The organism is Nonomuraea sp. 3-1Str (genome assembly GCF_031570565.1).
Lineage (GTDB): Bacteria > Actinomycetota > Actinomycetes > Streptosporangiales > Streptosporangiaceae > Nonomuraea.
In genome coordinates this window covers 95668-112051 of sequence record NZ_JALHBK010000022.1, presented here as the reverse complement: position 1 = coordinate 112051, position 16384 = coordinate 95668, and the positions used below count along the sequence as shown (strand labels likewise).

15 protein-coding genes are annotated in these 16384 nt (G+C 72.3%); 6 read left to right on the top strand and 9 right to left on the bottom strand.

Annotation, left to right across the window (positions count from 1 at the left end; genetic code table 11):
- Positions 1-8 precede the first annotated feature (8 nt).
- On the bottom strand, positions 9-674 hold the full coding sequence (locus tag MTP10_RS29625) for a PIG-L family deacetylase (RefSeq protein ID WP_310713209.1): 666 nt from the start codon (positions 672-674) through the stop codon (positions 9-11).
- 10 nt (positions 675-684) lie between these two features.
- Positions 685-1689, bottom strand: a complete 1005-nt coding sequence (locus tag MTP10_RS29620; RefSeq protein WP_310713208.1) for an NAD-dependent epimerase/dehydratase family protein — start codon at positions 1687-1689, stop codon at positions 685-687.
- 229 nt (positions 1690-1918) lie between these two features.
- On the opposite strand from MTP10_RS29620, the gene MTP10_RS29615 reads away from it, so the two are divergent.
- The 3 genes from MTP10_RS29615 (at position 1919) to MTP10_RS29605 (ending at position 4785) form a co-directional block, all read left to right on the top strand.
- Positions 1919-2326, top strand: a complete 408-nt coding sequence (locus tag MTP10_RS29615; protein ID WP_310713207.1) for a spore-associated protein A — start codon at positions 1919-1921, stop codon at positions 2324-2326.
- A 115-nt stretch (positions 2327-2441) separates the two neighbouring features.
- A complete protein-coding gene (locus tag MTP10_RS29610; protein WP_310713206.1) occupies positions 2442-3758 on the top strand; it encodes a UDP-glucose/GDP-mannose dehydrogenase family protein in 1317 nt (438 codons plus the stop codon).
- Between the two features lie 100 nt (positions 3759-3858).
- Entirely contained in the window at positions 3859-4785 is a 927-nt protein-coding gene (locus tag MTP10_RS29605; protein WP_310713205.1) for a DUF5829 family protein, read from the top strand.
- Positions 4786-4918: 133 nt separating this feature from the next.
- Here MTP10_RS29605 and MTP10_RS29600 read toward each other — a convergent pair whose 3' ends face one another.
- On the bottom strand, positions 4919-5881 hold the full coding sequence (locus tag MTP10_RS29600) for a helix-turn-helix domain-containing protein (RefSeq protein ID WP_310713204.1): 963 nt from the start codon (positions 5879-5881) through the stop codon (positions 4919-4921).
- Between the two features lie 71 nt (positions 5882-5952).
- Between MTP10_RS29600 and MTP10_RS29595 the strand changes: the two genes are divergently transcribed.
- A complete protein-coding gene (locus tag MTP10_RS29595; RefSeq protein ID WP_310713203.1) occupies positions 5953-6276 on the top strand; it encodes a cupin domain-containing protein in 324 nt (107 codons plus the stop codon).
- A 48-nt stretch (positions 6277-6324) separates the two neighbouring features.
- Here the strand turns inward: MTP10_RS29595 and MTP10_RS29590 are convergent, their stop codons facing one another.
- Positions 6325-7047 (bottom strand): dienelactone hydrolase family protein, encoded by a 723-nt coding sequence (locus MTP10_RS29590; RefSeq protein ID WP_310713202.1) that lies wholly within the window; start codon positions 7045-7047, stop codon positions 6325-6327.
- 109 nt (positions 7048-7156) lie between these two features.
- Positions 7157-11101, bottom strand: coding sequence for a S8 family serine peptidase (locus MTP10_RS29585; RefSeq protein WP_310713201.1), 3945 nt, complete (start codon positions 11099-11101; stop codon positions 7157-7159).
- 177 nt (positions 11102-11278) lie between these two features.
- Here MTP10_RS29585 and MTP10_RS29580 point away from each other — a divergent pair, with 177 nt between their 5' ends.
- On the top strand, positions 11279-12250 hold the full coding sequence (locus MTP10_RS29580; RefSeq protein ID WP_310713200.1) for a helix-turn-helix domain-containing protein: 972 nt from the start codon (positions 11279-11281) through the stop codon (positions 12248-12250).
- An 85-nt stretch (positions 12251-12335) separates the two neighbouring features.
- Here the strand turns inward: MTP10_RS29580 and MTP10_RS29575 are convergent, their stop codons facing one another.
- Complete coding sequence (locus tag MTP10_RS29575) at positions 12336-13682, bottom strand: FtsX-like permease family protein (protein ID WP_310713199.1); 1347 nt, start codon at positions 13680-13682, stop codon at positions 12336-12338.
- Positions 13679-14503 (bottom strand): ABC transporter ATP-binding protein, encoded by an 825-nt coding sequence (locus tag MTP10_RS29570; RefSeq protein WP_310713198.1) that lies wholly within the window; start codon positions 14501-14503, stop codon positions 13679-13681. The genes MTP10_RS29575 and MTP10_RS29570 overlap by 4 nt, the downstream gene beginning before the upstream one ends.
- Positions 14504-14652: 149 nt before the next feature.
- Between MTP10_RS29570 and MTP10_RS29565 the strand changes: the two genes are divergently transcribed.
- Positions 14653-15537 (top strand): TetR/AcrR family transcriptional regulator, encoded by an 885-nt coding sequence (locus tag MTP10_RS29565; RefSeq protein WP_310713197.1) that lies wholly within the window; start codon positions 14653-14655, stop codon positions 15535-15537.
- Positions 15538-15563: 26 nt separating this feature from the next.
- On the opposite strand, the gene MTP10_RS29560 is transcribed toward MTP10_RS29565, so the two are convergent.
- Both MTP10_RS29560 and MTP10_RS29555 read right to left on the bottom strand, forming a co-directional pair.
- Positions 15564-15923: a hypothetical protein gene (locus MTP10_RS29560; RefSeq protein ID WP_310713196.1), complete on the bottom strand. Its 360-nt coding sequence runs from the start codon at positions 15921-15923 to the stop codon at positions 15564-15566.
- Positions 15923-16357, bottom strand: a complete 435-nt coding sequence (locus MTP10_RS29555) for a hypothetical protein (RefSeq protein ID WP_310713195.1) — start codon at positions 16355-16357, stop codon at positions 15923-15925. The genes MTP10_RS29560 and MTP10_RS29555 overlap by 1 nt, the downstream gene beginning before the upstream one ends.
- Between the last annotated feature and the right edge of the window lie 27 nt (positions 16358-16384).

The window sequence follows — 16384 nt, the reverse complement described above, 5'->3', positions numbered from 1 at the left end:
AACCACCCTTACAGGACCTCCCTCAGCACGCCGAACGCCTCGGCGTGTGTGACTCCGATCTCCGCGCCCCGCAGCGTGGCCAGCGCCGTCACCGACTCCTCGCTCCTGATGTGCGGTGCGGGCCGGTGCTGGCTCTTGTAGCCGCGCAGCGCCTCCAGCTTGCGTTCCATGTGCGGGCTGATGTCGCAGTAGGCCGTCGAGCGCGGCATCGGCTCGGCCGCCCACTGCAGCTTCGACATCTCGTACAGCAGCACGGTCGGCACGAGCCACTTGCCGAACTGCTGGGCGATGGGCCTGGCCGCCGCGAACCCGGCGCCGAACACCGCGAGGTGGTCCTGGTCGTAGTCGGCGAAGCTCGGCAGCAGCAGCAGGTCGGGCCGCCGCTCGTTCAGCGCCTGCTCGAACAGGTCGACCAGGTCCTTGCGCGGCAGCGTGTCCAGCCGCTCGGTCAGGTCCATGTCGCCGTACGCGATCTGGTAGGAGAAGCCCAGCGTGGCCCGGACGGCCTCGATCTCGTCCAGCCGCTGGCGATAGGTGGTGGCGCCGTAGAGGCCGTAGTGCCGCATGCCGTCGACCGCCAGATACAGGACGTGGACCTCGGCGCCCGCCTCGACCTGCGCGGCGATCAGACCGCCGCAGCCGAGTACCTCGTCGTCGGCGTGCGGAGAGATCACCAGCACACGGTCAAAGCGGCGCATTCGCTGCCCTCCGGTCCTCGCGGGCGCGATAGTACGCGGCGGTGCTCAGGATCAGATCGTCGAGCGCGACCCTGGGCTGCCAGCCGAGGCCCGTCGCCGCCCGCAGCGCCGGGATCTTGTGGAACGACTCCGCCTCCGCGTAGTACGGCCCGTGCACGCTCCTGCCGTCGACGCTGACGATCGGCGACGCGCTGCCGAGGAGGTCCTTCACCCGGTGGGCCAGCTCCATGATGGTGACGGCGTTCGCCGGGTTGCCGACGTTGATGACGATGTCGTCGCCGTCCAGGGCCGCGTCCATGTAGTCGATCAGGAACCCGGTCAGGTCGCTCGCCGCGATGAAGGCCCTGACCTGGTCGCCGCCCGCGAACACGGTGATCGGCTTCTCGGCCAGCGCCTGCTGGACGAACGTGGGCATGACGAACCCGCCCGCCCGCGACTGCCGCGCACCCGCCACGTTGAACGGCCGTATGACGACGCCGCGCAGGCCGTGCCGGCGACTGTTGGAGACCATCGCCTCGGCCAGCGTCTTGGCGATCGCGTACTCGATGCGGGTGTTGTACTGCGTCGGTACGACGATGTCGTCCTTCTCGTCGAGCACGCCGCTGCGCCCGTACACCTCGGCCGAGCTGAACAGGCACAGCGGCGCACCGGCGCTGATGCAGGCCTCGATGACCGGTGCGGTGCTGCCGATGATGTCGTGGCCGAGCCGGCCCGCCCTGGACAGGATGCTGGCGGGGCCGACGTACGAGGCCGCGTGGATGACGCGGTCGGCGCCGGCGAAGTCGCCTCCCGCCGCCAGGTAGTCCTCCACCCGCTGCCGGACGACCGTGCAGCGGGGGTCGGCGTCGTAGTCCTCGCCGTCGATGACCGCGCCTGCGTTGGAGTCGATGATCGTTACTCGGTGGCCCGCCGCCAAATACGCGTCCACCAGATGTGAGCCGATGAATCCGAGACCGCCCGTGACGATGACCTCGCCACCTGGAGCTCCCACGAGCCTGCCTTTCCCACGAAGCTGCGATTTCGAGGAAAAACGACCACACGGGGCTTGTGCCGCCCCTGTGGCACCTAGCGTGGGATTAAAACAGTTTTCGCCATGCTTGTCACGCATGGCATAAGTTTTCACCGGATGGTCATGATCTTGGACCAATGTCCGGGATGGGGTGCCGGCGTTTCCCCTACTCTTGATCGCCACAGTGGAAATCATGAGGAGAGATCACAAAATGGGCTCCATCACGCGAAGCGCGACCCTCGCCCTCGGCATGGCGGCCGCGCTGGCGGCGTCCGTCACGCTGAGCAGTCCGGCCATGGCGGCGTCCTCGCCCGTCGAGGCCTGCGGCGGCGGCAGCTACCACGTCATCGACAGCCACGCCTACGGCTCCAGCGCCGTCACGTACCTCCTCTACAACGGCAGCAGCAACTGCGTGGTCACCTGGAAGACCGGAGCCGCAGGCAACACCGCCTGGGTGCGTGCGGTGGTGCAGGTGTACGGCTCGCCCGGCAAGGTGGACGCGGACAACTACAAGTACTACGCCGGTCCGGTCAAGGTCAGCGCCGCGGGCAAGTGCATCATGTGGGGCGGCTCCTACGGCAGCTCCTGGTACGAGAGCCCCTTCGAGCACTGCGACTGACCCTCGCCGCCCCGCTGCCCGGGCTCGCTGTCGGGAGGGGTGCGGACCTTGGGCGATGATGGCCTTGCTCACGGACGGACGGATGGACGGCCGGGGTCGCGGGTGGTGGCGGTTCATGGTGAAGGGAAGGTCAGGAGTGGTCGGCAAGCCGGAGCGGCGGGTCACGGTGTTCGGCGCGGGGTACATCGGTCTGGTGACCGGTGCCTGCCTGGCCGAGCTCGGTCACCGGGTGGTGGTCCGGGACATCGACCCGGGCAAGGTCGATCTGCTGCGCTCCGGCGACATACCGATCTACGAGCCCGGACTGGGTGACATGATCGCCCGGAACAAGGAGCGGCTGACGTTCACGCTGGACCTCCAGGAGGCCCTGGACGGCGCCGAGGTCGCGTACGTGTGCGTGGACACGCCGCCGTCCGCGTCCGGCGACGCGGACCTGTCCCGGGTCTGGTCGGTGATCACGTCGCTGCAGGGCGCGCCGCACCTGCGGGCGGTGGTGGTGAAGTCCACCGTCCCCGTGGGCACCGGCGCCCGGGTGCGGGCCGCGCTGGACGCCGCCGGTCTCGGGCACGTCGGCTACGCCTCCAACCCCGAGTTCACCGCCGAAGGCACCGCGGTCCGCGACTTCATGCGGCCCGACCGGATCGTCGTCGGGGCCTCCGACGAGGGGACCGCCCGCCTGGTCGCGGACCTGCACGAGGGCGTGGAAGGGCCGGTCGTCGTGATGGACGTGCGCTCGGCCGAGATGGTGAAACTCGCCTCGAACGCCCTGCTCGCCACCAAGATCAGCTTCATCAACGAGATCGCGACCCTGTGCGAGAACACCGGCGCCGACGTCGAGGAGGTCGCCCGCGCGGTCGGCCTGGACCATCGGCTCGGCCGCCACTTCCTGCGGCCCGGCATCGGCTGGGGCGGCTCCTGCTTCCCCAAGGACTCCGAGGCGCTGCGGCAACTGGCCAGCAACACCGGCCTCCACCTGCAGCTGCTGTCGGCGGTGATCGAGGTCAACAACCTGCAGAAGCGGCGGGCGATCCAGAAGCTGAAGGCGGAGCTCGGCACCCTGGCCGGCGCCAGGGTGGCGCTGCTCGGGCTGACGTTCAAGCCGGGGACCGACGACATGCGCGAGGCGCCCAGCACGGTGCTGGCGGCGCGGCTGCTGGCGGAGGGCGCCGAGGTGCGCTGCTGGGACCCCATGGCGCGCCCGGCCGAGACGGAGCCGTGGACCTCGACGAGCCGCCACGCGACGCCGGAGCTGGCGGTCGAGGGTGCGGACGCGGCGATCGTGGTGACGGAGTGGCCCCAGCTCAAGGAGGTCGACTGGGCGAAGGCCGCCTCGGTGATGCGGCGTCCGGTGCTCTTCGACGGCCGCAACCTGCTCGACCCGGCCGGGATGCGCTCCGCCGGATGGACGTACATGAGCGTCGGCCGCCCGTAGCCGCCGCTCGCCGTGACGGGGGCAGTTTCCTCGAATCAACCGTGTAAGTGATCTTCTTCGCCCTAAGATCGCTTACATGCTGCTTTACCGAAAGTTACGGATGATGACTGTCCTCACGGCGGCCTTCGCCGTCGCGCTCACCGGGGCGGTCGCGGGTGGCGTGCAGACGGCGCGGGCCGACCAGACCCAGCCCTCCGCCGACAGCCAGCTGCTGTTCTACAACCACGCCTACAGCGTGGTCGACCGGGCGACCGCCGACGCCATCGAGCACTCCGACTATCTGAAGGAGTTCGCCAACTTCGAGGTCCGCACCACCACCGGTGGGGGGATGACCTGGACGGGTCGTTACCTCTACGGCCGCCAGACCTACATCGAGCTGTTCGGCGAGAACGACCTGCCCGGCCAGGACGGCCTCTTCGGCTCCGCCGGGCTCGGAGTTTCCACCGAGCACGCCGGCGACCTGGCGACGGTCACCGACCGGCTGAAGGCCCTCGGGATCACCGACCCGGCCAAGTACCGCCAGACGCGTGACTTCGGCGACGGCGTCAAGGTCCCGTGGTTCGACACCATCCGCACCTTCTCCGACCAGTACGACGCCTTCGACCCGTGGGCGATGGAGTACCTGCCGGAGTACTTCGCCGACCCGCGCAGCAAGACCGAGCCGGAGAGCTACCCCGGGGACGTCAGCCGGGAGCGCTACCTGTCCGACGCCTACAGCACCCACCTGATGCGCGACGTCACCGCCGTCCACATGGGGGTCACCGAGCGCGACCTCGCCACCGCGGTGCCGCTGCTGAAGGCCGGCGGGTTCAGCGTCCGGACCATTTCGGGTGGTGGCATCATCGCGGTGGGCGGCGGCACCACGATCCGCCTCGACGCCGTCGCCCGCGCCCAGGCCGGCCTGAAGCAGGTCACCTTCTCGCTCAACAAGACGATCACGTATCAGGACGAGGTGCAGATCGGCCGGTCGACCCTCCTCGTCGGCCCGGGCACCCGCGCCGTGTGGAACTTCGACGGCCCCCAGTAGCCGCTCCCCGGTGAACATCCCCTGGTAGGCAACCCGCCGGACGACGAGGGCATCGTCGTCCGGCGCTCCTTCGCCGTTCCAGCCTCGCACATCCTCGCCGGACGACTCCGGGGGAGGCCACGACGGCGAAACGTCAGGCGTCCTCCTCGCGCCGGCCGAAGGAGCGCCGGTACGCGCCCGGCGTGGTGTGCACCAGGGACCGGAAGCGCCGGCGCAGGTTGGTGGCCGAGGACAGGCCGACGCGGCCGGCGATCGTCTCGACCGTCAGATCGGTCTCCTCCAGGAGAGCCCGCGCCGCGGCGATCCGCTGGTCGAGCAGCCACCTTCCCGGGCTGACGCCGAGCTGTCCGGTGAACCGGCGGGCGAGCGTCCGCGGTGAGAGGCCGGCCCGCGCCGCCAGATCCTCCACGGTCAGGGGCTCGTGCAGCCGCCCGGCGGCCCAGTCGAGGACCCGGGCCAGGGACTCCGCCGGGCGGCCGGCGGAGGCGGGGGCGGCGTACTGCAGCTGCCCGCCCTCGCGGTGCGGAGGCATCACCATGTGCCGGGCGATCTGCGCGGCGTACGCCGCGCCGTGGTCGCCGCGGACCAGGTGCAGGCACAGGTCGATGCCGGCGGCGGTGCCGGCGCTGGTGGCGACGTCCCCCAGATCGACGTACAGCGTGTCGGGCTCCACCTGGACCTCGGGGAAGCGGGCCGCCAGCTCGGCGGCCATCCGCCAGTGGGTGGTCGCCCTGCGGCGGCTCAGCAGCCCGGCCTCGGCCAGCAGGAAGGCGCCCGAGCAGATCGCGACGAGCCGGGCGCCGCGCCGGTGCGCCCGCCGCACCGCGTCGAGCACGGCGGGCGGGGCGGGTCGCCCGGGGTGCTGCCAGCCGGGCACCACCACCGTGTCCGCCTCCTCCAATGCCGCCAGCCCCCGGCTCACCACCATGTCGTAGCCGGCCAGGGTCGGCACGGCGCCCGGCCGCTCCCCGCACACCTCGAACGCGTACCGGGCGGGCAGGCTCGGGCGGCGCACGCCGAAGACCTCCTGGGCGCACGCGAGCTCGAATGTCGCCTGCGGCGCCAGCACGAGAGCGGCCACCCGGTGCAGCTTCATGGCAGAAAAGTACTCGTAGGTGTCAAACCAGACGCTGGGCGGGCGGGGGAGTCCGCCGGGACGATGGCGGCATGACATCACCTGCTGACGACATGCAGATCCTGAACCTCGACGAGATCGAGCCCGTCGAGGTCGCCCCCGGCATCCTCCGGCGCGCTCTGCCGGCCACCGACCGGTGCCGCGGCTGGGCGTACGACTTCGCCCCCGGCGCCGAGTGGCCCGAGGTGGACGTGCACGAGGGCGAGGAGCGCTACTACGTGGTGGCGGGCGAGTTCATCGATCGCGGGCACCGGCTCGGGCCGGGCAGCTACGTGGTGTTCGCGCCCGGCAGCACCCACCGCCCGCGCACCGAGACCGGCGCCCGCATGCTCGGCCTCAGCATCCCCCTCCCGTAGCCACCGTGATCCGTGGCCACCGTGATCCGTTGCCACCGAGATCCGTGGCTACTCCGGGTGGGCGACGTACGTGTCGAAGAAGGCGAAGGTGCGCCGCCACGCGTCGTCCGCGGCCGGGCGGACGTTGCCGTGACTGAGCGGGAACAGCGCCAGCTTGGCGACCGGGTGATGGCCGTCGGTCATGAACGAGTGGCCGGCGTCCGGGTAGATCTCGACGTCGTGCTCGATGCCGAGCGCCCGCATGTGCTCCTTCAGTCGCGCGCCGTGCGACCGGAAGCCCTGGTCGCGGTCGCCGTAGGAGCCCACGACCGGGCACACCGGCCGCAGCTCCTCCTGGTCGCGGGGGACCATGCCGTAGTTCACCGACGCGGCCCGCACGCCGGGCGGCGCGCTGGCCGCGTACGCCAGGGCGAACCCGCCTCCCATGCAGAACCCGATCACCCCGAGCCGGTCGCCGTCGACGTCGTCGCGGCCGGCCAGCCATCGCCGGGTCGCGTCGATGTCGGCGGCGGGCTGACCCGGCCTGCCGGTCGCGAGCTGCCGCATGGCCCGCGCCAGGCAGCCGACCCTGCTGCCGTGGCTGTACAGATCGGGCAGGACCGCCGCGTACCCCCGGGCGGCGAACAGGTCCAGCACGTCCAGCATGTCCGGCTCGACGCCGTAGATCTCGTGCACCACCACGACCCCCGGCCACCCGTCCGCGGGCGGGACGCCCTCCGGCAAGGCGACCGTCGCCGCCAGGGAGCCGCTGTCCGGCAGTGGGATGCGCACGTCTTGTCTCATCAGCGGCCCTTCGCCCGAACCTCGCTCAAATGACACGTAACGTACAGGCCGGGCCGCCGCAGGAGCGGGGGCAGGGTGTCCTGCCCCCGCTCGGCGGTCACTTCACGAGGTAGGCGTCGGAGAGGATCTGCTGGACGGTGTTGCCGTCCCTGTCCTTGGCCTCGACCTTGACGGAGACGCTGCCCGGGCCCTTGGGGTTGAGCACGAGCACCTTGTCGCCGGGCAGTACCGCGGCCTGCGTCCAGTGGGCGCCCTTGTCGGCGGAGACCCACACCCCGCGCAGCGCCGGCGACCTGCCGCCCTCCGGCTTCACGGTGAAGGTGAACGGCCTGCCGCCCTGGACGGTGTCGTCGCCCGGCAGCCCGAGCTCGTACCGGAGCCGGATCAGCGGCACCTGGGCGCAGGGCTGCTTGTCCTCCCACAGCACGGTGTCCAGGCAGGCGTGCGGGGCGTCGCCGGTCGCCGGGCGGGCGGAGCGGAACGTCCAGGTGGTCTCGACCCCGGTGCCGGAGTGCTTGCCGGGGAACGCGTCCTTCCACGAGTCCGTCAGCCGGTACGTCCCGGCCCCGGCGGGGACGGTGTAGTAGGGCAGGCCCAGGTCGTCGTACTGCGGCTTGACCTCGGCGTCACCGCTGAACAGGCGGACCTCCTCGGTCCCCGGCGCGCCCAGGTAGGTGTGGCTCGGGTCGGAGGCGTCGGAGTAGTAGCCGAAGCCGAGCGGGCTGAGCGCGCGCAGCCGCAGCCGGTCGCCCTGGCGGCAGCCGTCGCAGTACAGGGCCGGGCTGACCCAGTCCGGCAGGTCCGGGCCGGTCGTGAGCTGCGCGGGCACGAGGGCCTCGTTCCAGTTCTCCCGCTCCCGGGTGGGGCGGGTGAAGCCGCGGGAGGAGGAGGCGTACCGCTCGGCGCCCGAGGCCGGGTCGAAGAACGAGTAGTCGCGCTCCCACAGCACGTCCTCGCCGGCCGCGTTGTAGTACTCGGTCCTGGCCGCGGGGGCGGCGATGCGGTGCGAGCCGCGGATGCTGAAGCGCTGGTCCTCCGCGAAGGTGTGGTTGACCTCCGTGAAGTCCGCGTGCGGCCCCCATGTGCCCGCCTGCGGGGGGAACTGCGCGTGGTAGGTGGTGTCGATCTCGGTGAGGTCGCGGGCCTTCGGCGTGAAGGTGAGGCGGCCGGCCGTGGCGCCCCGCACGTAGTAGGCCAGCTTGTACTCGAACGGGCTGGTCGGCGTGGAGCGCAGCGCGGCGACCGGGTACGGCTTGCGGGCCAGGACCTTGCCCAGCCGGTCCGCCTCACCGCTGTCGATCCACAGCACCGGGATCTTGTTCTGGGCCGTGTACGCGGCGTCGCTGAGCAGCCAGGAGAACCGGTCGCTGGTCACCACGCCCGCGGCCCCCGCCTTGGCCGCCAGCTCCATGTCGGCCAGGAACAGCTGCAGGGAGTCCCTGGCCGGGAGGTGGACGAGCTTGCCGCGCGTGTCGGCGCCGGCGCGCATGTCGTCGCCCGTGGTGAGGCTCAGGCGCCGGTCCGTGGTGAACTTCGGCACCAGCGCGTCGTGCTCGCTGACGTAGCGGGGGTTGAGCTGGAGGCCCGGCACGGTCAGCTCGACCTCGGGGGCTCGGCGGATCTGGTCGAACAGCACCATGGAGGTGCCCACCGTGGGCGCCTTCCGCAGCCGCGTGACCCAGTAGCTGCCGGTGTTGACCGGCTCGTAGCTGAGCAGTGAGGCGCCCGCGTACATCTGGCCCGAGGCGGTGGTGCGGGTGTTCATCACGTTCAGGAACACCGGCTCCGACGTGCGGGGCGTGCTCACGCGGATGGGCTCGACGTCGGTGGCGTCCAGGGTGACCGTGGTGTCGCCGTCGAGCTTGATCTCGGGGGCGAGCAGCGTGGCGTACTGGAGCTGCCGGTCCGGCTTGGTGTACCACCAGGGCATGTCGCCGAAGGAGTAGACGCCGCCGTGGGCGAGCCTGAACCGGGCCTCGAACGTGCCCGGCGTGTCGGTGGCCCGCCAGTCGTCGGTGGTCACGGTCATCGGCTCGCCTTCGAGGAGCGGGTCGGTGTCGCTGACCCGCAGGGCGGACACGTTGCCCCGGTTCATCGTCCATTCGGGCCGGCCGACGAGCCGGACGCGCACGGTGTTCATCCTGGCCTGCTTGCGGAACGCGATCGGCGCGGTCAGCCGGGCCGTGCCCGCGGTCGCCGTCAGGCGCCCCTCGTACCAGCCGGGATCGCCGAGCGTGGGCTCGATCGTGAGGTCCGCGCTCGCGGTGCCGCCCGCGGGGACGGTCAGCGACGACGGGGTGATCGTGGCCATCCCGGCGGGGGGCTGGGCGTCACCGTGCTTCAGCGTCAGCGACAGGTTCAGCGTGACGGGCTCCTTGCCGGTGTTGCGGTAGGTCACCTTCCGGGTCAGCGTCTGGCCGGTGTACGGGTCGGTGAAGCCGGCGTAGACGGTCGCCAGGTCGTCGAAGACCTGCTGGGTGACGGCCTGGCCGATGTCCAGCCGGCCCGCGCCCTGGTCGTGGGCCGTGGCGTCGCCCGGCTTGGCGGTGCCCGTCAGCGCGGTCTTGAGCTGGTCGGGCGTCCAGTCGGGGTGCTGGGCGGCGAGGATGCCGGCGGCCGCCGCCACGTGCGGGGCGGCCATCGAGGTGCCGGACGCCGCGGTGTAGTGCTCGTCGACGGGGCCGCCGCCGGGGACGCTGCTGCCCTGGCCGAGGGAGGTGCCGGCGGCGCGCGCCGCGACGATGTTCACGCCGGGCGCGGTGATCTCCGGCTTGATCGCGAAGTCGTCGCTCAGGCGGGGGCCGCGGCTGGAGAACTCGGCGATCCGGTCGGCGGAGTCCACCGCGCCCACGGTCAGCGCCGAGGTGGCCGCGCCGGGGGAGGCGATGGTGTACCGGCCGGGGCCCGAGTTGCCGGCCGCGACCACGAACAGCGTGCCGTACGCGGCGGTCAGCTCGTCGGCCGCCTGGCTCAGCGGGTCGGTGCCGTCGGTCGGGCTGCTGCTGCCCAGGCTCATGTTGACCACCCGGGCGTGCGCGGTGGCCGCCTGCCACTGCATCGCCGCGATGATCTCGGAGTCGTTGCCGCTGCCCGTGTCGTCCAGCGCCTTGGCGATGGTCAGCCGGGTGCCGGGGGCGACGCCCTTGTACCTGCCGTTGGAGGCGGCGCCGCTGCCGGCGATGATGGACGCCACGTGGGTGCCGTGACCGACGCGGTCGGTGACCTCCGCCGGGTCGCCGCCGCCCGGGCTGCCCGCGGGGACGAAGTTGCGGGCCGAGGCCACCCTGCCCTGCAGGTCGGGGTGGGCGGCGTCGATGCCGGTGTCGATGACGCCGACCGTGGCGCCCGTGCCGTCGAACCCGGCCGCCCAGGCCGCGGGGGCGCCGATCTGCGCGTTGCTGACGTCGTCGAGCGCCTTGACCTTGCCGTCGAGCCACACCTTGCGCAGGTCGGCCGTCAGGGACTTGCCCGTGCTCCCTCCCAAGGACTGCCAGAACGTGGTGGCGTCCTTCTTGTCCAGCTTGATCGCCGCGCCGTCGATGCTCTCCAGCACCACCGGCTCCCCGCCGCCCTTCAGCGCCCTCGCCTTGCCCGCCAGGTCGCCGGCCTTGGTCTGCGGCCGGTACTGGAGGATGAGCGGGATCCGCGCGGCATTGGCGTCGCCGTAGCCGTTGGCCGCCAGGTAGTCGACGTTGAACAGCTCCTTGTCCAGCAGGCCCTTGCTGATGTAAGGACCGGCGTCAGCGGGGATCACGTAGTAGCCGTGATCGTCCTGCTGGGCCTGGTACGTCCGCGCCTCGTGGCCCTCGGCGGGCTCCAGGGTGGCGGACGCGCGGCCCGCGCCGTCCCTGGCGTAGGTGACGGTGTCCCCGGTGATCAGCGTGATCTTGACGGGTGGAGTGCCGATCGCGGGCGCGTTCGCCCTGGTGGCCGAGGGGGCGGCGGTCGCCGTGGTGGCCGTTGCCGGGACCGCGGAGAGCGGCACCGCCAGGACGGCCGCGAGTAAGGCCACGGCTCCGCGGCGCCGGGGGGTGGACAGCATGCGCACAACCTTCTCCAGACGTGAGAAACACCGGCCATCGTCGCCCGCGCGCGATGGAGATCGTTTCCTCGCTGACCTAATCTGGGAATCAGTCAGGGCACAAGTCCGCCGGACGGGCCAAAACCCGCCAGGTGGCGGTATCCCGCCACCCCTCCACCGGGAGAAGGGGCGTCGCCGATGCTCGAAGCGATCGGCCTGTCACCGGCCGAGAGCCGTCTGTACACGACGCTCGTCGAGAACCCGCGGTCCTCCGCCGCCGAGCTCGCCACGCACTGCGGCGTCTCCACGCTCCTGGCGGCCCGCACGCTGGCGGCCTTCGCGCGGCGCGGCCTGGCCAGCAGGCTGCCCGGCCGCCGTGCCCGTTACGTCGCCGTCGCGCCCGACATCGCGATCAGGCCGCTGCTCACCCGCCAGGAGGAGGAGCTGCACCAGGTGCGCACGGCCATCCACGAGCTCACCACGTCGTTCCACCTGGCCTCCCGCTACGCGACGCATCCGGCCGAGCAGGTCGAGGTCGTCACGGGGACCGGCAACATCATCAGCCGGGCGTACGCGCTGCAGGACAGCGCCCAGACCATGTTCCGCAACATCGACAAGCCCCCGTACGTCATGCGCGGCCACGCCGACAACGTCGAGCGCGAGCGGCGGATGCTCAAGTCGGGCATCGACTACCGCAGTGTGTACGACCTGGAGTCCCTGGCGGTGCCGGGCAAGCTGCCGCTCATCCAGGACTCCATGGCCCACGGCGAGCAGGCCCGCGTGGTGGCCGGGGCGGCGGCCAAGATGTGGATCGCCGACGACGCGCTCGCGCTGATCCCCATCCGCAACGGCTCGTACTCCATCGACGCGGCGTTCATCCTGCACCAGTCGGCCCTGCTGGACGCGCTGATCGCGCTGTTCGAACGGGAGTGGGGACGGGGGTTCCCGCTGCGGGGGTCGCCCCGCCCAGCCGCCCCCGACGGGCCCGACGAGGCGACCAGGGAGCTGCTGGCGCTGCTCGCGGGCGGGCTGACCGACGAGGCCATCGCGCGGACGCTGGGACTCGGCCTGCGTACCGTGCAGCGCCGCATCCACGCGGTCATGCGCGACCTGAACGCCATCACCCGCTTCCAGGCGGGGCTCGCGGCCCGCGAGCGCGGCTGGATCTAGGGACCGGCGGCGGCCGGGTCACCGCCGGAGGTGCCGTCCACGGGGTGGAGACGGCGTCGACCCGCGGGTTCGGGACGGCGTCGCCCTACGGGGTGGAGACGGCGTCGACGGGCCGGACGCGGAGGGCGCCCAGCGCCGTGCCGAGCGTGGCGGCCATGACGAGGAGCAAGGAGCCGCCCACGATGACCAGGTACGTCCAGAGCGGTCCCAGAGGGACCGGCGAGCCGGTCTTGACCAGGCTGTACGGCACGACCGTGACCGCCGCGGCCACGGTGCCGAGCACGACGGCGATGCCGACCGTGACGGCGGTCTCGACGGTGACCATCCGCAGCACCTGACCGCGGGTGGCGGCGGACAGCCGCAGCAGGCCGAACTCCCCACGCCGCCGGCGGGTGGCCGCCACCACCGTGTTGACCACGACGATCGCCGAGAAGCCGATGATCATCGTGACGACCAGGTAGTTCACCGGGGCCAGCCGCGAGCCGACGTCACCGGCGGCGGCCCCCTGATGGACGCCGTCCTCGGTGCTCTGCATGTACAGCGTTCCGGCGGCGATGCCCACGAGGAGGATCAGGGGCGACGCCACGCCGGCGGTGTGCCTGGCCCGCGCGTGGACGTTGCGGGCGGCCAGCCGGGCGCTCGCCCCGATCGCCGTCCCGATGCCCGCCCGGGTGAGCGGCCCGACCGACGTCACGGCCGCCGGGCCGAGCAGGGCGAGCCCGACCGCCACGGCGACGCCCGCCGGGCCCGCCGTACTGGAGAGGAGCGGGCCGTTCTCCATGAGCAGTGTCCCCGCCCCCAGGCTGAGCCCCACCACCACGAGTCCGAGGCCGCTGAGCAGGCGCGCCCGGGTCAGCGGGGGAGCCGCCGCGGGCGTGGCCTCCGACAGCGCCCGCACGGGCGGGACCGACGCCGCCCTCCTGCTGGAGATCAGCGCGGCCCCGAGCGCCGCGAGCAGGGAGACGCCCGCCCCGATCGCCAGGCTCGGCCATCCCACGCTGAGCTCGGTCCGGGCGCCGACGAGGCCGCCGTCCACCAGCCTCCGGAAGACGACCACGCCGAGCCCCGCACCGGGGGCGAGACCGGCGGCGACCGCGGGCACCGCCACCGTCACCGTCTCCCGGACGACACTCTGCCGGATCTGCCGCGGGGTGGCGGCGATCGACCGCAGCAGCGCGAGCTCCCGCTCCCGGTGCTGGATCGTCAGGGACACGGTGGAGACCACGCCGAAGGCCACGATCGCCACCGTCCACCCGCCGAGGATGGCGGGCAGCATGACGAGGAACCCGGTGTCGTCGCGGGTCCTCAGCCCGGTCTCCAGCAGCGTCGCGAACGCGGTGAGCAGGGCGGTGCCCGCCGCCATCACGGCGGCCGAGGCCAGGAACGACGCCCTGTGCGCGCGGATCGTGAGGAACGCCAGCCGCCACATCATCGGGGGTCACCGGTCCGGTGCAGCAGGCCTGTCCCGGCCGTCCGGGCCGAGGGCGCCGGCTCGGAGAGCCGGGCCATGCGCTCGGCCACCGCCGCGGCGTGCGGGCGCGCCATGCTGTCGGCGATCCGCCCGTCGGCGAAGAACACCACGGTGTCGGCGTAGGAGGCGGCGACCGGGTCGTGGGTGACCATCACGATCGTCTGGCCGGTCAGGCTCACGGCCTCCCGCAGGATGGTGAGGACCTCACGGGCGACCTTGGTGTCGAGCGCGCCGGTGGGCTCGTCGGCGAAGACGACGGCGGGCTCGGAGAGCAGGGCGCGGGCGATGGCGACGCGCTGCTGCTGGCCGCCGGACAGCTCCGCCGGCCGATGGCCGGTCCGGTCGCCGAGCCCGAGCCGGGCGAGCAGTTCCCGCACCCGCCGGCGGTCCGCGCGGCGGCCGGCGAACTCCAGGGGCAGCGTCACGTTCTGCTCGACCGTCAACGTCGGCACGAGGTTGAACGACTGGAAGACGAATCCCATGCGGTCGCGCCGGAGGCGGGTCAGGGCCGTTTCGTCCATGCCCCTCAGGTCGCGGCCGTCGAGGACGACGGATCCGGACGTGGGCCGGTCGAGCCCGGCGGCGCAGTGCAGCAGGGTGCTCTTCCCCGAGCCGGAAGGGCCCATCACGGCGGTGAAGGTGGCCCGGGGGACGCGCATCGTGACCCGGTCGAGGGCGGTGACGGCGGCGTCGCCGTGTCCGTGGCGCTTGGTCACGTCGTGCAGTTCGAGGGCGTGGGGGGCAGGAGCGCCCCCTCCTCGTGAGTACGCTGTACGAGACATAAAGACACCGTACTCCACCCAGGGAGCCCATGCGGCACGCGGAGCCGTCGATGCAGGTGGAATGGGGGTAATCGATGGCTCCTCCGCGCTTCGTCTATACTTTCGTCACGCCGCGAGATTCGTGACGAAAATCAGGATGGACATCGAGCATGCCGACATGCGAGACGTGTGGACGGGCCCTCGGCGCGAGCGAGCGGGGACGCCCTCCCCGGTACTGCTCGCGCGCCTGCCGGGCGCGGGCCTACCGGATGCGGGTCGCGGACCGCCTGGCGGCCGACGCGCGGGAGGAGGGCCGGGCGGCCCCCGAGGCGGAGGTCCCGCACCCGCCGCCCGCCGGGACGGAGGGCGGCTCGCCGGAGGTCGCCCTGGACCGGTCGCTCATCGTGCGCACCGCCACCGACGTCGCCGACCGGGAGGGCGTCGCCGCGGTGTCCATGCGGCGCGTCGCGGCACGGCTCGGGGTGGGCGTGATGTCGCTCTACCGCTATGTCGCGAACCGCGAGGAGCTCAACGACCTCATGGTGGACGCGGTCTTCGGCGAACGGCCGCTGCCCGAGCCCGGCCCCGACGGCTGGCGCGCCAAGCTGGAGCTGTCCGCGCGCGCGGAGTGGGCGATCTACCAGGACCACCCCTGGGTGTCCCACCTCGTCGCGGTCACGACCCGGCCGCCCGTCGCCCCCAACCTCATGGCCTACACCGACTGGCGGATGCGCGCCCTGGCCGGCCACGACCTGGACTTCACCACGCTGGTCCAGGTCGCCATCATGATCGGCACCTACCTGCAGAGCGCCGCCATCCCCCTCGCCCACGAGGCGCAGGTCGCCCGGACGACCCGGCACACCCGTCAGCAGTGGGCCGACGCCCGGCAGGACGCGATCCACCGCACCATCCACGCCGCGCGGCTGCCCATGGTGTCGGAGTTCGGCAGCGAGGCGTTCCAGGCGTCGGAGCCGGAGAGCATCTTCGAGTTCGGCCTGCACCGCATGCTCGACGGCATCGCCGCCCTGCTGGACCGCGGCCCCGGCGCCTCCTAGCGGCGCCCGCCGTGTCGCCCCGTCCGTCAGAGCGGGATGAACAGCGCCTCGAACGGCGCCTCGCCGACGCCCGTCGTGACGTGCCCCAGGCCGGTGGTGTCGGCGGCGAGCACCAGGTCACCGGGGCCGAAACGGCGCCGGCCGCCGTCAGTCACCGTCACCTCGATCGTGCCGCGCAGCATCACCACCCACTGCTCGCGCGGCGCCGGGTGGGCGCTGCTGTCGAACGCGGCGCTGCGCAGGAACTGCACGCCGCCCCTCGACGGCAGCCCGCCCACCGCCATGGCCGGCACCCCGTCGGCGACCTGTCGCCGCTCGAGCGCGATCTCGCCGTCCTCGAACGCCGAACCGCCGTCCTCCGTGCGGATGATCCTGGTGAAGCGCATCAGCTCACCCCGATGAACTGGTGGTCGGTACGGATCCGGCCCTCGCCGTCCAGGGCCAGGATGTCCAGGCCGCCGCCCACGACCTCGCCGTCCCGGACGGACACCATCGACCACCGGACGCCGATCACGTTCGACAGGAGGACGAACGGCTCCCCGGCGACCCGGAAGACGTGCTCGCCCGGCGCCACGAACATCTCGTAGGCACGGGTCACCCTGGCATCCAGGGCCTCGTGGCCGTGGACCTCCAGCGGCGGCACGGGAAACGCGAGCGCCGCGGCGGCGTCGCGGATCGCCTCGGGCGGATCGATCAGCACCTGGATTCCGCCGGGCGCCCACAGCTCACGGATGAGGGCGCCGCGCGTCGCCGGATCGGGCTCGTTCCACTGGGCGACATAGCGGTCGGCGCACTGCTTGACATCGAATGCGTTGCTCATGGCCAGCAGTGTGCGGGCCCGGGCGGC

Bases quoted from the DNA above. Each gene is read 5' to 3' on its own strand.
- MTP10_RS29615 (WP_310713207.1), top strand. From the start codon at position 1,919: ATGGGCTCCATCACGCGAAGCGCGACCCTCGCCCTCGGCATGGCGGCC.
- MTP10_RS29610 (WP_310713206.1), top strand. From the start codon at position 2,442: ATGGTGAAGGGAAGGTCAGGAGTGGTCGGCAAGCCGGAGCGGCGGGTC.
- MTP10_RS29605 (WP_310713205.1), top strand. From the start codon at position 3,859: ATGATGACTGTCCTCACGGCGGCCTTCGCCGTCGCGCTCACCGGGGCG.
- MTP10_RS29600 (WP_310713204.1), bottom strand. From the start codon at position 5,881: ATGAAGCTGCACCGGGTGGCCGCTCTCGTGCTGGCGCCGCAGGCGACA.
- MTP10_RS29595 (WP_310713203.1), top strand. From the start codon at position 5,953: ATGACATCACCTGCTGACGACATGCAGATCCTGAACCTCGACGAGATC.
- MTP10_RS29585 (WP_310713201.1), bottom strand. From the start codon at position 11,101: ATGCTGTCCACCCCCCGGCGCCGCGGAGCCGTGGCCTTACTCGCGGCC.
- MTP10_RS29580 (WP_310713200.1), top strand. From the start codon at position 11,279: ATGCTCGAAGCGATCGGCCTGTCACCGGCCGAGAGCCGTCTGTACACG.
- MTP10_RS29575 (WP_310713199.1), bottom strand. From the start codon at position 13,682: ATGATGTGGCGGCTGGCGTTCCTCACGATCCGCGCGCACAGGGCGTCG.
- MTP10_RS29570 (WP_310713198.1), bottom strand. From the start codon at position 14,503: ATGTCTCGTACAGCGTACTCACGAGGAGGGGGCGCTCCTGCCCCCCAC.
- MTP10_RS29565 (WP_310713197.1), top strand. From the start codon at position 14,653: ATGCCGACATGCGAGACGTGTGGACGGGCCCTCGGCGCGAGCGAGCGG.
- MTP10_RS29560 (WP_310713196.1), bottom strand. From the start codon at position 15,923: ATGCGCTTCACCAGGATCATCCGCACGGAGGACGGCGGTTCGGCGTTC.
- MTP10_RS29555 (WP_310713195.1), bottom strand. From the start codon at position 16,357: ATGAGCAACGCATTCGATGTCAAGCAGTGCGCCGACCGCTATGTCGCC.